The 17,087-nt window shown below is 71.0% G+C and carries 10 protein-coding genes; 3 read left to right on the top strand and 7 right to left on the bottom strand.

Annotated features, from left to right (window positions below; genetic code table 11):
• Nucleotides 1-28: 28 nt before the first annotated feature.
• Complete coding sequence (locus SSP24_RS32825; RefSeq protein WP_373306801.1) at nucleotides 29-952, bottom strand: universal stress protein; 924 nt, start codon at nucleotides 950-952, stop codon at nucleotides 29-31.
• Between the two features lie 358 nt (nucleotides 953-1,310).
• Here SSP24_RS32825 and SSP24_RS32820 point away from each other — a divergent pair, with 358 nt between their 5' ends.
• Together SSP24_RS32820 and nhaA are read left to right on the top strand one after the other, a co-directional pair.
• Nucleotides 1,311-2,846 (top strand): alanine/glycine:cation symporter family protein, encoded by a 1,536-nt coding sequence (locus SSP24_RS32820; RefSeq protein ID WP_141313614.1) that lies wholly within the window; start codon nucleotides 1,311-1,313, stop codon nucleotides 2,844-2,846.
• A 247-nt stretch (nucleotides 2,847-3,093) separates the two neighbouring features.
• Nucleotides 3,094-4,425, top strand: coding sequence for a Na+/H+ antiporter NhaA (gene nhaA, locus SSP24_RS32815; protein ID WP_141313613.1), 1,332 nt, complete (start codon nucleotides 3,094-3,096; stop codon nucleotides 4,423-4,425).
• A 70-nt stretch (nucleotides 4,426-4,495) separates the two neighbouring features.
• Here the strand turns inward: nhaA and SSP24_RS32810 are convergent, their stop codons facing one another.
• From SSP24_RS32810 to SSP24_RS32790, 5 genes are all read right to left on the bottom strand, one after another.
• Nucleotides 4,496-5,569 (bottom strand): PP2C family protein-serine/threonine phosphatase, encoded by a 1,074-nt coding sequence (locus tag SSP24_RS32810; protein WP_141313612.1) that lies wholly within the window; start codon nucleotides 5,567-5,569, stop codon nucleotides 4,496-4,498.
• A gap of 128 nt (nucleotides 5,570-5,697) precedes the next feature.
• Entirely contained in the window at nucleotides 5,698-6,939 is a 1,242-nt protein-coding gene (locus SSP24_RS32805; RefSeq protein ID WP_141313611.1) for a cation:proton antiporter, read from the bottom strand.
• Between the two features lie 131 nt (nucleotides 6,940-7,070).
• The gene (locus SSP24_RS32800; protein ID WP_141313610.1) at nucleotides 7,071-11,912 is read right to left on the bottom strand and encodes a DNA repair ATPase; all 4,842 of its coding nucleotides are present in this window, start codon (nucleotides 11,910-11,912) and stop codon (nucleotides 7,071-7,073) included.
• Between the two features lie 94 nt (nucleotides 11,913-12,006).
• The gene (locus SSP24_RS32795) at nucleotides 12,007-14,040 is read right to left on the bottom strand and encodes a flotillin family protein (protein WP_167529763.1); all 2,034 of its coding nucleotides are present in this window, start codon (nucleotides 14,038-14,040) and stop codon (nucleotides 12,007-12,009) included.
• An 80-nt stretch (nucleotides 14,041-14,120) separates the two neighbouring features.
• Entirely contained in the window at nucleotides 14,121-14,609 is a 489-nt protein-coding gene (locus tag SSP24_RS32790; protein ID WP_174864764.1) for a hypothetical protein, read from the bottom strand.
• A gap of 248 nt (nucleotides 14,610-14,857) precedes the next feature.
• On the opposite strand from SSP24_RS32790, the gene SSP24_RS32785 reads away from it, so the two are divergent.
• Nucleotides 14,858-15,916 (top strand): PucR family transcriptional regulator, encoded by a 1,059-nt coding sequence (locus tag SSP24_RS32785; protein ID WP_141313609.1) that lies wholly within the window; start codon nucleotides 14,858-14,860, stop codon nucleotides 15,914-15,916.
• Nucleotides 15,917-16,045: 129 nt separating this feature from the next.
• Here SSP24_RS32785 and SSP24_RS43120 read toward each other — a convergent pair.
• Nucleotides 16,046-17,087: PucR family transcriptional regulator (locus tag SSP24_RS43120; protein ID WP_167529762.1), on the bottom strand; the 1,042-nt coding region annotated here is incomplete at its 5' end.

The raw sequence follows: 17,087 nt of genomic DNA, 5'->3' as shown, positions 1-17,087 counted from the left end.
GTGAGGTGACCGCGCGAGCCAGTCGACGTCATTCCTGCTGCGGAACCACCGCCACCGGACACTCCGAGTGGTGCAGCACCGTGTGCCCCACCAGGCCGAGCTGCGGTCCGAGGTGGCCGCGACGCCGATGGGCCCCGATGACCAGGAGGTCGGCCGCCGACGACCGGGCCACCAGCGCATGGCGGGCGGAGCCCTCGACAGGCGCGCGGTGCACGATCACGCCGGGACACTCCTTGGCCACGCCGTCCAATGCCTCGCCGAGCACGGCCAGGGCGTGCGCCTCCTCCGCATGGGCGGCGTCCCCGGTCAGCAGCGGATGTGGTGCGGGCCTGTGCGCCGGGCGACGCCAGGCCCGTACGGCCTCCACCTCGCACCCACGCACCGCGCCCTCCTGGACGGCATACCGGACCGCTGCCGGGGCTGTGGCACCGCCGACGCCCACGACGATGCGGCCGTTGGCCGTTTGTCTGTTCTCCGCCCGGCCGCGTACGACGACGACCGGACAGGGAGCCCGGGCGGCCAGGGAGAGACTGACCGAGCCGAGCAGGAGCTCCTTGATCGGACCCCTGCCTCGCACCCCGGTCACGACGGCTCCGGCGAGGCGCGCCTCGCCCAACAGCGCCGACACGGGATCCTCCGGCACCACGCCGGTGCTGATCTCCAGCGCCGGCGCGCGCTGCCGGGCACGATGGGCCGCTCGTGCCACGACGCTCTCGGCGAGGTCGTGCTCGGTCACCACGTCCGGGACGGCCCCGGGGGTGTCCGCCAGGGCCGCGTCCTCGTACCGCTCCCACAGGGAGGCGTGGACGATTCTCAGCGGGAGACCGTGGCGGACCGCTTCGTCCACGGCCCAGTCGACGGCGTGGAGGCTGGGCTCCGAGCCGTCGACACCCACGACCAAGGGCAGCACCATGGTTCTCACCGCCTTCAGCGCGCCGGGATGCCCTCTCATTCTCCCTCCGCCCGGCCGGGCGGGCTGCTGATCGTTCGCTCAGCGGAGACCTCAATCCGGATAACGGTCTGGTCACGCCTGCTGAGACTTTCCCTTGTTACTCACCGTTATGTGATCTGCCTCACTAAAGGATCTGTAAAGGGTGTGCTAGAACTACGCAACCCCGCACGGGCTCCACCCATGCTCCTCTGCGGAGTGCCGGCACGCGTCGGCAGTACAACCAAGGTGATCACGGTCCGAGTCCGCAGCCGTGCCACCGCGGTTCGCCGATCGGACAACGGCGTTCGCTCATAGACCGCACACTCACCGGCGCAGCATCCCCGGGCGCCGGTCCCCCTGCGCCACCGAGGTAGCCATAGTGTCTCTCGACGCATTCACCGATTCCGTCGACAAAGCTGTCAGCTCGTTCTTCGAACCCATAGCCACCTGGCTCGGCGAAGTCGTCTTCTACGCCGTCCCCGTCGGTGGGACGGATCTGCCCCTCATCGTCGCCTGGCTCGTCGTCGCCGGTCTGGTCTTCACCGGCTGGTTCGGGTTCGTGCAGATACGCAAGTTCCGGCTCGCCGTCGACGTGGTGAGAGGCAAGTACGACGAGAAGGGGTCGGCCGGCGAGGTCAACCACTTCCAGGCCCTGACCGCGGCCGTCTCCGGCACCGTCGGACTCGGCAACATCGCGGGTGTCGCCGTCGCCGTCTCCATCGGTGGCCCCGGTGCCACCTTCTGGATGATCCTCTGCGGTCTGCTCGGCATGGCCACCAAGTTCGTCGAGGTCACGCTCGGCGTGAAGTACCGCGAGGTGCACGCCGACGGCACCGTCTCCGGCGGCCCGATGCACTACCTGCCCAAGGGCCTCGCCGACCGCTTCGGCAAGAACGGCAAGACCCTCGGCAAGGTCCTCGCGGTCCTCGCCTCCTTCATGATCCTGTTCTTCGGCCTCTTCGGTGGCAACCTCTTCCAGGTCAACCAGAGCTACGCGCAGCTGGTCTCCGTCGCCGGCGGTGAGGACGGCGCGATCGGCTCCTCGACCGGCGCCCTGTTCTTCGGCATCCTGATCGCCGCGCTCGTCGGCATCGTCCTGCTCGGCGGCATCCGCTCCATCGCCAACGTCACCAGCAAGCTGGTCCCGGCCATGGCCGGCATCTACATCGCCGCCTGCCTGGTCGTCATCCTGGTGAACGTCACGGCCGTGCCGGACGCCGTGGTCACGATCGTCGATGGCGCCTTCGACCCCGAGGGTGTCGCCGGTGGTGTCCTCGGCGCGCTGATCATCGGCTTCAAGCGGGCCGCGTTCTCCAACGAGGCCGGCCTCGGCTCCGCGCCGATCGCGCACTCCGCGGTCAAGACCAAGCACCCCGCCAGCGAGGGCCTGGTCGCCCTGCTGGAGCCGTTCATCGACACCGTGATCATCTGCACGATGACCGCCCTGACGATCGTGATCGCCAACCCGGCCAGCTGGGCCGAGGCGCGTGCGGGCGAGTCCATCGGCGGCGTCACCATCACCTCGGACGCCTTCGAGACGGTGCTGCCCTGGTTCCCGTACATCCTCACCATCGCGGTGATGCTGTTCGCCATCTCGACGGTGCTGACGTGGGGCTACTACTGCCTCAAGGCATGGACGCACCTGTTCGGCCGCAGCAGGGCCAGCGAGCTGACCTTCAAGGTCCTCTACACGCTGTTCGCCGTCGCGGGCTCCCTGCTCACGCTGCAGACCCTGATCGACATGGCTGATGCCGTGCTCTTCATGCTCGCCGTCATCAACATCATCGGCCTCTACCTCCTCGCCCCGGTCGTCAAGCGCGAGCTGAACTCCTTCCTGGAGTACGTCCGCGCCCGCAAGGCCGGTGGAACCGACGGGGCCCACGAAGACCCGGAGCCGGTGAAGACGACCGTCTGACCGCCTCCCACGGTCCGGCTCCCGGGGGTGACCCCGGCCAACGGCCGGGTGAGGGTCCGCGTACGCCAGCGCCTTGCGTATGCGGACCCTCCCACCTCGCGAACCAGCAGGTGGGAAGCGGCTCCGGAGAGATCGGGGCCGCTCATATGGCGCGGCGAACGCCTCAAGGCGACGCATGGTGTGCCGGGAAGTCTGGTCGGCGATCGAGGGACACATCTGTCCGCCCCTTCGAAGCCCCGGAGATCCCATGTCGGACGCCCCGCGTCAGCGCCGCGCCTTCCTCGGCCTGCTGCCCCTGCCCGAGCGCACTGCCGTGGCCGAGGCCCTGCGGACCGAGACCGTGGGCGGCATGGTGCTCCTGGCGGCGACCCTGGTCGCGCTCGTCTGGGCGAACAGTCCATGGCGCGGCCTCTACGAGCAGGTCAGCCACTTCCACTTCGGGATATCCGCCCTCGGGCTGGATCTGTCGGTGCGGCACTGGACGGCGGACGGGCTGCTCACACTCTTCTTCCTGGTCGCCGGGATCGAACTCAAGCGTGAGCTGGTCGTGGGCGAGCTGAGGACTCCGGCGACCGCCGCGCTCCCTGTCGTCGCCGCCCTGAGCGGCATGGTGGTGCCTGCGCTCGTCTACGTGGCCATGAACGCGGCCGGCGCGGGCAGCCCCCACGGCTGGGCCGTTCCCATGGCAACCGACATCGCCTTCGCCCTCGCGGTCCTGGCGGTCCTGAGCACGCATCTGCCCGCCGCGCTCCGGGCCTTCCTGCTGACCCTCGCCGTCGTCGACGACCTCGGCGCCATCCTCGTCATCGCGGTCTTCTTCACCAGCGACCTCAACCTGCCGGCCCTCGCGGGCGCCTTCGCCGGACTGATCGTCTTCTACGCACTGCAGCGGCTCCGGGTGCGCGGCTGGTGGTGGTACGTCCCGCTCGGCGTCGCGATCTGGGCACTGATGTACAACGGCGGCGTCCACGCGACGGTCGCGGGCGTGGCGATGGGCCTGATCCTGCGGACCACCCGGGACAAGGGAGAAATCGCCTCCCCCGGCGAGCGCACCGCGCACCTGCTGCGGCCGGTCTCGGCGGGTGTCGCCGTCCCGCTCTTCGCCCTCTTCGCGGCCGGCGTGAGCATCTCGGCCGCAGCCCTCGGCGACGTCCTCACACACCCCGAACCGCTCGGCGTGGCGCTCGGTCTGGTCGTCGGCAAGACGATCGGCATCCTCGGCGGCACCTACCTCGCGGCCCGCTTCACCAAGGCCCGGCTCAACCCGGGCCTGGCCTGGGCCGATGTCTTCGCGCTCGCGGTCCTGGCGGGAATCGGCTTCACCGTCGCCCTCCTCATCGGCGAACTCGCCTTCCCCGACCCGGCCGACGCCGAACGCATCAAGGCCGCCGTCCTCGTGGGCTCGGTGACCGCGGCCGGCCTCGCCGCGTTGCTGGTCAAACGCCGCAACGGGATCTATCGCCGGCTGTACGAGGATGAGACCCGCGACGAAGACGCCGACGGGGTACCCGATGTCTACCAGCGCCGGGACCCGCAGATCGGGTCAGCGTCCACGCCGGACCATTCCGACGGTCACTGACCCGAGGCGGCGGGCGGGCGCGCTCCGGCGCACGTCCCTTCCACGGTGGCGAGACACCCGACCACTCGGCTCACGGACCCTTCCCGTGACCGTGGTACCGCAACAGCAGCATCGCGGCATCGTCGTGGGGCGGCCCGGCGGCATGCCGGACCAGGTCCTCGCGCAGGGCCTCCAGCGCGCTCCGGGCGTCGGTGTCCTTGAGCAGGTACGCCCGCTCGCCGAGCGGATAGAAGGCGCCGCCGGCATCCCGGGCCTCCGTAACGCCGTCGGTGTACAACAGCACCTGCTCCCCGGGTACGAACGCCACCCGATACGGCTTCGGCCCCTCGCCTCCGTGCGCGCCCAGCCCCAGCGGCAGCGCGTACGCGGGCGGCCGCGGGAAGTCGACCGTGCCGTCTCGGCGTACGACCATGGGGGCCGGGTGGCCGTAGTTGAGAAAGACCGCCTCATGGTCCCAACCGACCTCGGCGAGGATCGCCGTCACGAACTTCTCGCCCTCCAGCTCCCGGGCGACGCTGCGCTCCAGACGCTCGCCGACACCCACCAGATCGGGCTCGTCATGCGCGGCCTCCCGGAACGCGCCGAGCACCACGGCCGCCGTCTCCACCGCGGCCAGTCCCTTGCCCTGCACATCGCCCACGATGACCCGGATCCCGTGCGGCGAGGCGACCACCTCGTACAGGTCGCCGCCGATCCGGGCCTCGGCGACCGCCGACGTGTACGACACCGCGGCCTGCAGCGGCCCCGCGGTCAGCGGCACCGGCCGCAGCAGGACCCGCTGGGCCACCTCCGCGATCGAGCGCACGCTGGCCAGCTCGGCCTCCCGGCGGCCGCGCATCACGGCGGCGGCCACGCCCGCGCCCGTCACTCCGGCCACGGACGCCATCGCCGTATAGCCCCGGCGGCCGTCGAACAGCCCGTCGTACAGCCCGAGTCCGACACAGAGCACCAGCGCCACCAGACCGATCAGCGCCGTACGCCGCCACCCGCCGACCAGTCCGGCGAAAGCGGGCCCCAGCGACACCAGAGGCACAAAGCCGACCTCCGGTCCGGCGACGATGTCCACGACGGCCACCACCGCCATCACCACGATCGGCAACCATGTCAGCACCGCCGAACTTGCGTTCGGCTTCTCTGCGGCCATGCCTGCTCCAACGGTGTCGCAATCCTTGAGAGCCGCCCTACCCAGGCACCCCTCCCCACCTTCAGGCTATGCAACGACGCAGGTACGGGTGTGGTCGCCCACCGCGCCTTTACCCAATCGAGGCCCCGTCAGTTGCGCGCCTCGACATGGTCCTCCTGCTGCTGAGGGACAGTGCTCGGCTGCTTGTCCGGGATGCCGGCGAGGTCGTCGACGTCGAAGGCGCGGGCGATGGGCACGTCGGTGGAGCTGTGGGCGACGATCGAGAAGGCGATGCACACCGCGATCAGGGTGAACGCCTCCTCGGCCTGCGGGATGCCGGACTGCAGCACCAGGAGGCCGTAGACCACGGAAGCGAAGCCCTTGGGGCCGAACCAGGCCGCCACCAGCCGCTCCTTGCGGGAGAACGACGTGCCGACCAGGGAGAGCAGCAGAGAGGCCGGGCGGATCAGGACGATCGCCAGGACGACCGCCACATAACCGCCCAAGGACAGGTCACCGAACAGCTGCGGAGTCAGCAGGGCGCCGAAGACCAGCAGTGCCGCGAACTTCGCCAGCTCCGCCAGCGCCTCGCCCAGCGGCTCGAAGGCGGCCTTCGCCTCGGGCGAGACGTGCACGACGGTGGCGCCCGCCGAGAAGGCCGCCAGGTAGGGGTTGGCGTGGGTGAGGTGGCAGACCGCGTAGAGGATGATGCCCGTGGCCAGCGGCAGCAGGGGCTGCAGCTTCGGCTCCGCGCCCAGCAGCTTGAACCGCACCAGTCCGTTGACCAGCAGCGGCAGCGCGACGCCGAAGACGAGGCCGAGCAGCAGCTCCAGGGCGATCTTCCCCGGCGAGGCTTCGGCACTGTCGGCGGCCGGGCCCGCGGCGGCGATCAGGACGAGGACCACCGGCAGGGCGAGGCCGTCGTTGATGCCGCTCTCCACGTTCAGCAACTGCCGCAGCTTCGCCGGTACTTCCCTGCGGCCGACGATGGCCGAGGCGAACACCGGGTCGGTCGGCGCCAGCACCGCTCCGACCAGGAAGGACGTCGTCCAGTCCAGGCCGACCAGGTAGTGGGTCACCAGCGCCATGAACACGAACGCGAGCGGCATGCCCAGGCCCAGGGCGCGCGTGGGGTTGCGCCAGTTGGCGCGCAGCTTGGGCAGCGAGACGTGCATGCCGTCGGTGAACAGCACGGCGAAGAGCGCCAGATCCGCCGTCACGGACACCAGTTCGCTGTCCGGCGTGATGTGGATCAGGCCGAGGAATCCGTCGCTGACAAGCGCGCCGCCGACCAGGAAGAGGAACGAGGTGGACAGTACGGTCCGGGCCGCCAGGCCGGACAACAGCACCGCCACCAGCAGCGCGACACCAAAAACCGCCACCAGCACCATGACGGGAACCCCCCGATCGTGAAAGAGATCAATTTCTGCTCGCCGACCAGGCTTCCCGGCACACCGCTGGGAACCTTACATGTTCTTGACACGCCTTTGTCAGGCCGTTGACGCGCACTCCGGGGGGACCGTCATTGCCGGTTCCCGGCAAGAACAGCGCGGCTGATCGCCGACTCGACGGCGGCGACGCGGTCGGCCAGGAGGTCGAGGGCGGCCACGGCTCGGGCGAGCTGATCGTCCGCCATGCCTCCGAGCCTCTGGGTGCGGACGTATGCCGTCTTCAACTCGGTCCAGCGTGCGGCCTGTTCGCCGGTCAGCGTGCCCCGCAGTGCGGCCAGCTTGAGCAGGTTCGCCTCGGCGCCGGTGGTGAGGGTCTGGGCCTCGGCCCGGTAGTGGTCGTCGATGACGGCGGCGAGTTCGGCGTCGTTCATGACGGGCTGGATACGCTGGGCGATCTTGTTCATGTTGCGGTAGGAGCCCTGGAGCTGGAAGGGCGGCTCGGTGCGGGTCTCGTCGGTCCGGGCTGCCGAGGCGATGTACGCGGCGTTCACTGCGAGGACCGTTTCCCGTGCCGTGAGCAGGTGACGCAGGACAGCCAGGACCCGCTCCAGCTCCGCGGGGGCATACGGGTGCGTCAGCCGGTCGGCACGGGCCGTCGGGTCGCCCTCCGCGAGTCGGACTAGCAGATCGAGGTCGGTGCGGTCGCGGTCGGCGAGGGGCGCGAGGACCGGGTTCGCAGTGAGCGCGTTCTCGACGAAGCTGAGCGCGAAGACGTCCTCCTTGCCGGTGAGGACGTCGCCGAGGTTCCACACGTCGGCGCGGTTGGCGAGCATGTCGGGGACGCGGAAGCGGGTGCCGGACTCGGTGTAGGGGTTGCCGGCCATACAGACGGCGAACCGCTTGCCGCGCAGGTCGTATGTGCGCGGCTCGCCGTCCCACACGCCCTCGATACGGCGGGTGGTGTCACACAGCGGGATGAACTTCTGCAGCAGCTCGGACGAGGTGTGCTGGATGTCGTCGACGTACAGCAGAGTGTTGTTGCCCGCCGCCAGAGCGAAGTTGATCTTCTCGACCTCCTGGCGGGCGGTCGCGTTCGGGGCCTCGGCCGGGTCGAGCGAGTTCACCGCGTGGCCGAGGGCGGGGCCGTTGACCTTGACCAGCATCAGGCCGAGGCGGTCGGCCACGTACTCCATGAGCGTCGTCTTTCCGTACCCCGGCGGGGAGATGAGCAGCAGCAGGCCGCCGGTGTCGGTGCGCTTGGACTCGCCCGTGGTGCCGAGCTGCTTGGCGAGGCTGTCGCCGACCAGGGGCAGATAGACCTGGTCGATCAGCGTGTTGCGGACGAACGCCGACATCACCCGCGGCCGGTACTCGTCCAGCCGGATCCGGGTGCGCTCGGCTGTCATCCATGCCGTGCGGCGGTGCTGGTACGCCCGGTGGGCGGGGACCTCGTGGGCACGGAACTGCCGGGTGCGGGCCAGGAGTTCGTCGACGCGGACGGTGAGGGTGCGGCCGTGGATGCGCGGGTGGGTGCCGAGCAGCCCCTCGACTGTCTCGGTCAGTGGCGCGTCGCACTCGTAGCGGGCCAGGTCCGGGCAGAGTTCCGCGGCCACCGCTTCGGCCAGGTCGCCGGGGGCGAGGTCGGTGCCGGTCGAGGTGGTGTACGCCGTCAGCCACGCCTCGACGAGCTGTCTGCGGGCGGCCGGGTCATCGAGGGCACCGAGGTCGTCGTCGTACGCCGATGTGCCCACCGTACGGCGGAACTTGTCGAGCAGGGTGCGGGTGCCGCTGCTGATGACGAAGCCGTCGGGGCCGCTGGTCAGCTCGTCGAAGAGGTATGCGGCGGCTGCATGGGCGACCGGGCCGCCGATCGCCTGTGCCAGCTCCGCCTGGAGGTCGGCAATCGCGGGTGCCAGTCCGAAGGTGTCCCGGGCCCGGGCCAGGGACACCGCACGCCGGGTCCAGCTCTCGCGTGCGTCGGCCGTCGTTTCGTGGGCCCAGTACAGCTGTGCTGCGGCGCGGGCGGCCGGCTCGTGGCGCAGCGGGCCGGCGCGCTCGTGCAGGCGCAGGAGCGCCGTGAGGATCAGGGCCGTGTCGTGGTCGTGGACGCCGCGCTCGTACCCCTCGACGTATGCCGCCTCCGCCGCCTGCCGTACCAGGGCGGGCAGGTCGTCGGCGTCCGCGAGGGCCGCCGGGCCGTGCTCGTCGAGCAGCCGGGCCGCGAGGTGTTCGGCGCGGTAGACGTCCGGTGACTCCGACGGCAGCGGGCGGTCCCAGTACGGGCGGGTGGCGGCGAGGTCGGGGTCCGTCACCGGGGAGCGGTAGTCCGTGCCGGTGAGCGCGAAGGCGAGGCCCTCGCCGTGCGGGACCAGTGTCAGGTCCAGGGGCTGGGTGTTGACGGCGAAGCGGTGGGAGCCGAGGCGCAGGGTGCGGCCGTCGTCGGCGTACAGGTCGGTGCGGTCGCGCAGGGCCCGCTGGGCCTCCTGGCGAGCGGCCTTCAGACGGCCGTCGACCTCCTCCGCCCTGACCTGATCGCCTAGTTCGCGGAGTTCGTCGGCGATGCGCCGGACCTTCGCGGGCATCGGGTCGGAGGTGAAGTACGCGGCGACGGCGTCCGCGTCGGCGAGAGCGGCACCGCGACGGGCGATGGTCCGCAGGACGCGGGTCGCGGAGTCTGCAAGGCGCTCGGCGCGGCGGGCCCGGGCGTCGGTGAGGGTCTGCTTGCGGGCGGAGAACTCCTCGTGGATCTCCTCGCGCTTGTCCGCGAGGTCGCCCAGGAAGTCGTCGAACTCGGCGAACCGGGACTCCAGGTTCTCCACTTGAACGAGCATGCGGGCGAGTTGTTCGTCGCACGCCTCGGGGGTGTCGGCGACCGCGAGTGCGCCGGTGACGGACTGGCCGAGCAGGGCGAACTCGGCGGCGAACTCATCGCGTCCCTCTCGGTCACGGAGTTCGCGACGGCGACCGTCGAGGGTCGCGCGGGCCCGGTTGACGCCGCCGAGAACCTCGGCGATCCGTTCCAGGATGGACGTACGGACGGTGGCGTCGCCGATGTCGAGCCCGGCGACCACTTCGGTCACCGTGCGCAGACCGTCGGCGAGTTCGTCGAGGCGGGCCGCGAGGGGCGCGGCGTCGGCGACGGTGGCGATCGCCTCGGCGTCGGCGACGAGCCGGTCGATGTCCGAGCGGTACTCGGCGAAGGCGTCGTCGCGGGAGAGGTGGGCGACGGCCCGTCGGCCGAAGGAGGCGAGGTCGGCCTCGATGTCGGCGGCGAGTTCGTCGATGCGGTCGGTGTCCGCGTACCGCAGGTCCTTGAGGGCAAGCAAGTGACCTTGGGCGTACCGGAGTTCGGTGAGCCCGGCGACCCAGGCGGCGGCGCTGCGCGGGGCCTCGCCGCGCAGGCGTCGTACGACTCCGGCGACGCGGGCCGCGGCCTCGGCGAGGGCGTCGGCGGCCTGGCGGGTGAGGACCTGCACGGTCTCGAACTCGGCCAGGACCTGTTCCGCGGTGACCCGCACCTGCGTGAGTGGTTCGCGCAGGTCGCCGAGTTCGGGTTCGCCCAGCCAGTGGTACGCGTCGGCGGCCCGGACGCACGCGGCGGCCAGGGCCTCGTACACCGCGCTCGTCGGCGTGGTCTCGGCGACGGCGCGCGTGATGGACAGGCAGTCGGAGATGCCGCGGACGAGGTCGGCGTTGCCGACGCGGGCGAGCGGGCCGGTGCTGACGGGCCGGGCGGCGGCGTGGGTGTCGGAGACGTACGGGGAGTTCCACAGCTGGACGGGGTGCACGCGCTGCGGCTCGTCGCTGTCGGCGCGCAGGACGACGAGCGTGCCGTCGTCGAACAGCGCCCAGCCGTGGCAGGAGATCGGGTTGGCGATCTCCTTGCGGATCATGTTGTACGGCAGCAGCAGGGTGCGGCCCGTCACGCGCGCGTGGAAGGCGTACAGCACGTCCTCGCCGTTCGGTGAGCGCACCTCGCGCTCGAACTCCAATTCGTCCGTGTCGAGGTCGTACGTCTTGTGCGTGCCCGTGGCCAGGCAGTGGCCGCCGGGGAAGACGATGCCCTGGTCCTCGGGCAGGCGGCGGCACGCCTGCCCGATGCCGTCGAGGCGGACGACGGTCCTGGTGAGGGTGTTGAACACCAGGTGGCGGTCGGTGGCCTCCTTGTAGGGGCGGATCCGCAGCAGGACGAGGGCGCCCACCCGCGCGTGCGCGATGTCGGCGTCGGCGAGGGACTGGAGGGGCTCGGCGACGGGCTCGGTGTAGATGCCCTCGCCAGTCTCCGTGTTGTTCTCGATCTTGACGGTGAGGGTGCCGCCCACGGTGTCGACGAAGAACTCACCCTCGATGGAGACGTGCGGGTGGCGGCCGAGGACGTGGTCCTCGCGGGTCGTCGCGGCCCACTCGACGTCGTGGGAGGGCGGCAGGACGTGGTCCCGGTCGCCGCGCGCGTCGAGGAAGGCCGCCTGCCCGTCGTCGGTCAGCGCCCAGCGCAGGACGCGGATGTCGTCGGCCTTCTCGCCGGTGCGGAACACGGCCAGGAGTTTGCCCTCGACGCGGCGGAGCTGGAGGAGGTGTGCCTGGCGGTAGTAGCGGTAGAGGGCCGCGAACTCTCGCACGAAGGCGGGGTCGTCGAGCAGGCCGGGCACGGCGTCGTCGGGCAGCCGGTTCAGGTCGCGGTCGTGCAGGGCGAGGACGTCACCGACGGTTGTCTCCGGCCCTCGGTCGAGGAAGGCGTTGTGGCCGAACAGCAGCGTGTCGCCGACGGAGACGATGTCCCGGGGTACGCAGGCGTGGTCGGTGCGCAGCCGCTCGGTGCCGGCCAGTTCGAGCCGCGTCGAGCCGAACTCCTCGGCGCGGCGGGCGTTGAGCGTCTCGGCGCGGCGGGCGAGTTCGGCGGCCTGGGCGGCGAGGCGGTCGCGCAGTACCTCGTACGTGCCGGGGTCGAGTGCCTCCTGCGTGCCGGTTGGCATGGTCCAGCTTCCCTTCATGTTGCGTGGGATCAACAAGCGGGGGGTCCGGAGCTGCCGTCCCCCGTGCGGCAGCTCCGGACCAGTGCGAGGGCGGTCAGGCCCGTACACCGCCGCCCAGCTCGGCGAGCGGCAGATCCGCCAGGCCCAGTTCGCCCGCCCGCTCCATGAGCTGTTGCAGCCGGCCGGCGTCGGCGCCACCGGTCTTCATGAGCCTCATCAGCAGGGCGGAGACGGTCAGGTGCTGCACATCGGCCGTGGAGACGGAGCCGAGGACGCGGCTGAGGTCGTCGGTGAAGCTGGCGGTGCCGTCCAGCCAGGGCCCGGCGAGCGCCTGGGCGGTCTCGGAGTTCTGCATGAAGCCGTCGACGCTTCTGCCGAGCGAGATGGCGGACACCAGCCGGTCGAGGAAGACCGACTCGCCGCCGACGATGTTGATGTCGGCGTTCTCCAGTCCGGTGGCCAGCACCGTGGCCTGTGCCTCGGCGATCTGCCGCTGTACGTCGAGTCCGGCGAGCCGGATGTCCTTCTCGGCCTCCAGTCGCAGCCGGTACTCCTCGTGCATACGGGACGCCTCGTCCAGCGCGGCCATCGCCGCCGCCTTCTCGGTGAGACCGGCCGCCTCCGCCTTCAGCTTCTCGCCGATGGCCTCCGCTTCGGCGAGCGCCTTGGCCCGGGCGCCCTCGGCTTCGGCCCGCAGCCGGGCCTCGGTGGCCTCGGCCTCGGCGCGGCCGGCCTTCTCGATGACGTCCGCCTCCTTGTCGCGGACCTGGACGGTCGCGAGCCCTTCGGCCGCGCGCTCGGCCTGGATGCCCTCGGCGAGCCGCAGCTTGGCCCGGGCGTCGAGGTCGGCGCTCTTCAACCGGGCCTCGGCCAGGGTGAGTTCCTCGGCGGCGCGGTGCACGGCGGCCTGCTCGGCGGCCTCCGCGGCCTTGATGTCCTTGACCAGCTTCTCCTGCGCCGCGGCCTCGGCGGCGATGATCACGGCCTGCCGCTCCCGCTCCGCCTCCTCGACGGTGCGCAGCTTCTTGATGGACTCCTCCTGCTCGGCGACCGTACGGTCCACGGCGACCCGCTCGCGGATCACCTCGGCGATCTCCCGCTTCTCCGCCTCGACCTCCTTCGAGGCGGCGATCCGCGTCAGCTCCGTCTCCCGGTCCCGCGCGATGACCTCCAGCAGCCGGTCTTTCTCGATGCGCTCGCTTTCGATGGCGATGACCCGCTCGCGGTTCTTCGCGGCGACGGCGACCTCACGGGCCTGGTTCTCGCGCTGGACGCCGAGCTGCTCCTCCGTCTTGAGGAAGGCGCCTTGCGCACGGAGCCGTTCCTCCTCGACGACCCGGGCGGTCTCGGCCTCCTCCCTGGCCCGTACGGTCTCGATCTCCCGCCTCTGCTTGATCTCGGCGTCGGCCTGGCGCCGCTCCAGCTCCAGGATGGCCTCGCGGGCGTCGACGTTCTGCCGGGTGATCTCCTTCTCCTCGGTGCGCTGCGCCTCGTTGGTGCGTACGTGCTCCAGGGCCGTGAGTTCGGTGATCTTGCGGATGCCCTGGGCGTCGAGGACGTTGGCCGGGTCCAGCTGGGTGAGCGGCGTCTGCTCCAGGTAGTCGATCGCCGCGTCCTCCAGGTGGTAGCCGTTGAGGTCGACGCCGATGACCTCGATGATCCGGTACCGCAGCTCTTCGCGCTTGGTGTACAGGTCGGTGAAGTCCAGTTGCTTGCCGACGGTCTTCAGCGCTTCGGAGAACTTCGCGTGGAACAGCTCCTGCAGCGTGTCCCGGTCACTCGCCCGTGCGGTGCCGACGGCCTGGGCGACCTTGATGACGTCCTCGACGGTCTTGTTGACCTTCACGAAGAACGAGATCCGGATGTCGGCGCGGATGTTGTCCCGGCAGATCAGCCCGTCCCGCCCGGCCCGCGTGATCTCGATGGTCTTCACCGAGATGTCCATCACCTCGGCCTTGTGCAGCACCGGCAGCACGACCTGCCCGGTGAAGGTCACGTCAACCTTCCGCAGTTTGGAGACGATCAGCGCCTTGCCCTGCTCCACCTTGCGGAACAGTCGGGAGACGACGAGTACGGCGAGCAGGCAGGCGGCGGCGAGCACGCCGATGCCCACGGTCATGGCATCCATGGCATACGTCCTTCAGGAGTGAGGAAGGTGACGTGTGAGGAGGAGAGGGCGGAGGTGAGAGGCGGCGGCAGCGGCTCGACTCAGGCGGCGCGGCTGTGCGTACGCAACGCTCCGTCATGCGGCGCGTGTCGCACGGCATTCCGGCTTTCGTCGCCGACGCCCCGCGGCGCGGTGCGGTCGCTCACGCCCAGTGGGGAGGGCCCGGGTTCGTCGGGGCAGAGGCGATGCAGCGGCCGTACGAACAGGCAGGTCACCCGCCAGGCCACGAGCAGCGCCACGACCGGCACGGTCAGACGCAGCAGGCCTGTGACGGGACCCGGTGAGATGAACGCGGCCGGCACGATCGTCGCCCCGACGCTCAGGAGCCAGGCCAGGACCGTCAGCAGCGAGAGAGCGACGGCCACCGGGACTCCGCCCATGCCCCACGGACCAAGGTCCACGTCCGCGTCGAAGCTGTCGGGGGCGGCGACCCGTACGGCGACCAGCAGCCAGAAGCACACCAGCACCACGAGGGCGGCAGTGAGCACGATCGTGGGCGGGCCGGTGGCGGCCTCCAGAAACATCCGCATGCCCCCCGCCCCCCTTTCCGTCATCGCCCCACACGAGTCGTGATCAGTGATGCACCGCTCCCCGGTCTCCGGTGCCGGGCACCTGCCGGTGTCCGGCACCGGAACCATCCGCCGTGCTCCCCACGAGCCATGCTGCACGGACGGACCAGGCCCGCGCATTGCCGGTTCCCGGCAGCGTTTATTAGGGTCTGCATGCCGGTGGGCCGCTAAGAAACCGTCACCGGCGCGTCAAGAACGCGGGGGACGACGTGACGGACCGGGAGATACCCGAGCAGTATCTGGACGGCTATGCCCGGATCCTGGCCGAGGTCTCGGCCACCGGCAGGCGTCTCACCCGTGACGAGATCGTCTCCCGGCGCGCCCTGGGCGAACAGGCCGCGGACGCCGGCTACGGCCTGCGTGCCCTGATCAGCGCCCATCTGTCGGCGGCGCGTACGGCCTGGCCGGCCACCCCCGGCACCGCCGACGGCGCACTCGCCGCCGTGCAGCAGGTCGTCGACGCCTTCGCCGAGGGCTACGAGCGCGCACAGCGCCTGGCGGTGCGTCAGGAGGAGGCCGCGCGGCGGGAGTTCATCGACGACCTCCTCTACGGTCGTAGCGACCTGGGCCGCCTCGCCGAGCGCGCCGAACGCTTCGGCCTGCGGCTGTCCCAAGCGCACGCGGTCGCCGTCGCCCAGAGCCCGGCCTCCTACGACGAGGGCGACCCGGTACCCCGGCAGGTGGAACGCGCCCTCATCGCCCGCTTCGGCGACCGCAGCATATTGCTCACCACCAAGGACGGCCGGCTGCTGTGCATCGCCCCCGGCCACCAGGACGAGGTCCTCACCCACTTCGCCAAGCAGGCGCACGCCGCCACGGACGGCGGCCGGGTCGCCATCGGCCGACCCCAGCCCGGCCCCGGCGGCGTCGTCCAGTCCTACGAAGAGGCCCTCAACGCCCTCGAACTCGCCGAGCGCCTGGACCTGGGCGACCCGGTGCTGCGCGCCGCCGATCTGCTCGTCTACCCCGTGCTCACCCGCGACCGGCAAGCCATGGCCGACCTGGTGGTCGACACCCTCGGCCCGCTCACGACGGCCCGCGGCGGCGCCCAGCCCCTCCTCGACACCCTCACCGCCTACTTCGACTCCGGCTGCGTGGCCGCGGAGGCCGCACGCCGCCTCTCGCTCAGCGTGCGCGCCCTGACCTACCGCCTCGAACGCATCCACAAGCTCACCGGCGCCGACCCGTCCGACCCCGCGCACCGTTACATGCTGCAGACGGCAGTGATCGGCGCTCGTCTGCTTGATTGGCCCGCCAAGCAACTCTGAGGCTCAGTCCGGCGCGATGTGTGATCGTTACGGCGGCCGCACCGGCGTCCTCAAGCGGCCAAGGCACCGGGCGCACCGACGAGGCACAACACACCCCAGGCGTTCAGCCTCGTCGGCCTGGTCGACCAGTCAGGGCTCGTTCGTCTCCGAAGGCGTGTGTTCGGCGTGGAAACAGATCTCGCAGAGGAGATTCCGGGCCGGAGCGTCATGAGTGGTTTTGCCCATGTCCACCAGTTGCTGCACCTGTTGCGCTCCTCGCGCACATGCTCCGCAGCCGCTGTCGAAGTACGTGGTCAGGGTGTGCAGGAGCGGGCCCGGCCCGCCGCGGGCCCGCTCCGGACCCCCGAGCACCGTGGCCACCAGGTCCGTGATCGCCGCTCTGTCCCGGCCGAGCACCTGGAACACCAGCAGGTCCGACGCATGGATCACAGCGCGGGACACGGCAAGGCGGTGGGCGAGGTCCAGGGTCTCGCGGGCCTCGCGGGCCTCGCGGTACGAGCGGACGACACCGTTCGCCCCCGGCCGGGGCCGGCTGACCGCGATCTGAGGGTGCCGGGCCACCGAACGCTGAACCTGCTCGGCGAAGTGGACGGCAGCCGTCGTGCCGCTCCCGGCGCAGATGCAGACCAGCAACCCGTCCTTCGCGGCGACCAGACTCTCCCACGCCTCGTGCCCCGAGGCCATCGCCTCTTCGACGTACCGGGTGGCCGGGTCCGCCGCGCCGAAGGGCGCCCCGGCCCGTGCCACGGCCACACGGTGCGGACCGGCGAACCGGAACCCGATGCGGTGGGCCTGCTCCGCCATCCGCCCGAGATCGCCGGCACCGTGCAACAACTCGTCGAGGAAGGCCTGCCTGATCTCCTCTTCCCGCCGGATGGCCGCCCGGTGAGCGGCCTCGTACCCCTCGGTGAGGGTGACCGCGACGTCCCGGATGGGCCGTAGCACGTCCGCCGGGACCGGCGCCGAGACCGGGCCATCCTGCGCTGCCCGGGTCGCGGAGCGTGAGCAGGTACGGCACAGAGCACCCAGGTACGTGTCGATGAGTTCGCGCAGCGGGGTGCCGTCGTCGGCGGCGCGAGCCGCCGCTTCACGCAGCCGGGCACGATCCTCGGCGTCCAGACCGCCGGTCCGCACCAAAGCCCGGGCCAGCCACTCCTCATACGGCGCTCCG

Origin of the sequence: Streptomyces spinoverrucosus (assembly GCF_006539505.1) — a bacterium.
Classification (GTDB): Bacteria; Actinomycetota; Actinomycetes; order Streptomycetales; family Streptomycetaceae; genus Streptomyces; species Streptomyces spinoverrucosus.
This window is presented reverse-complemented; position numbering and strand designations above follow the sequence as displayed.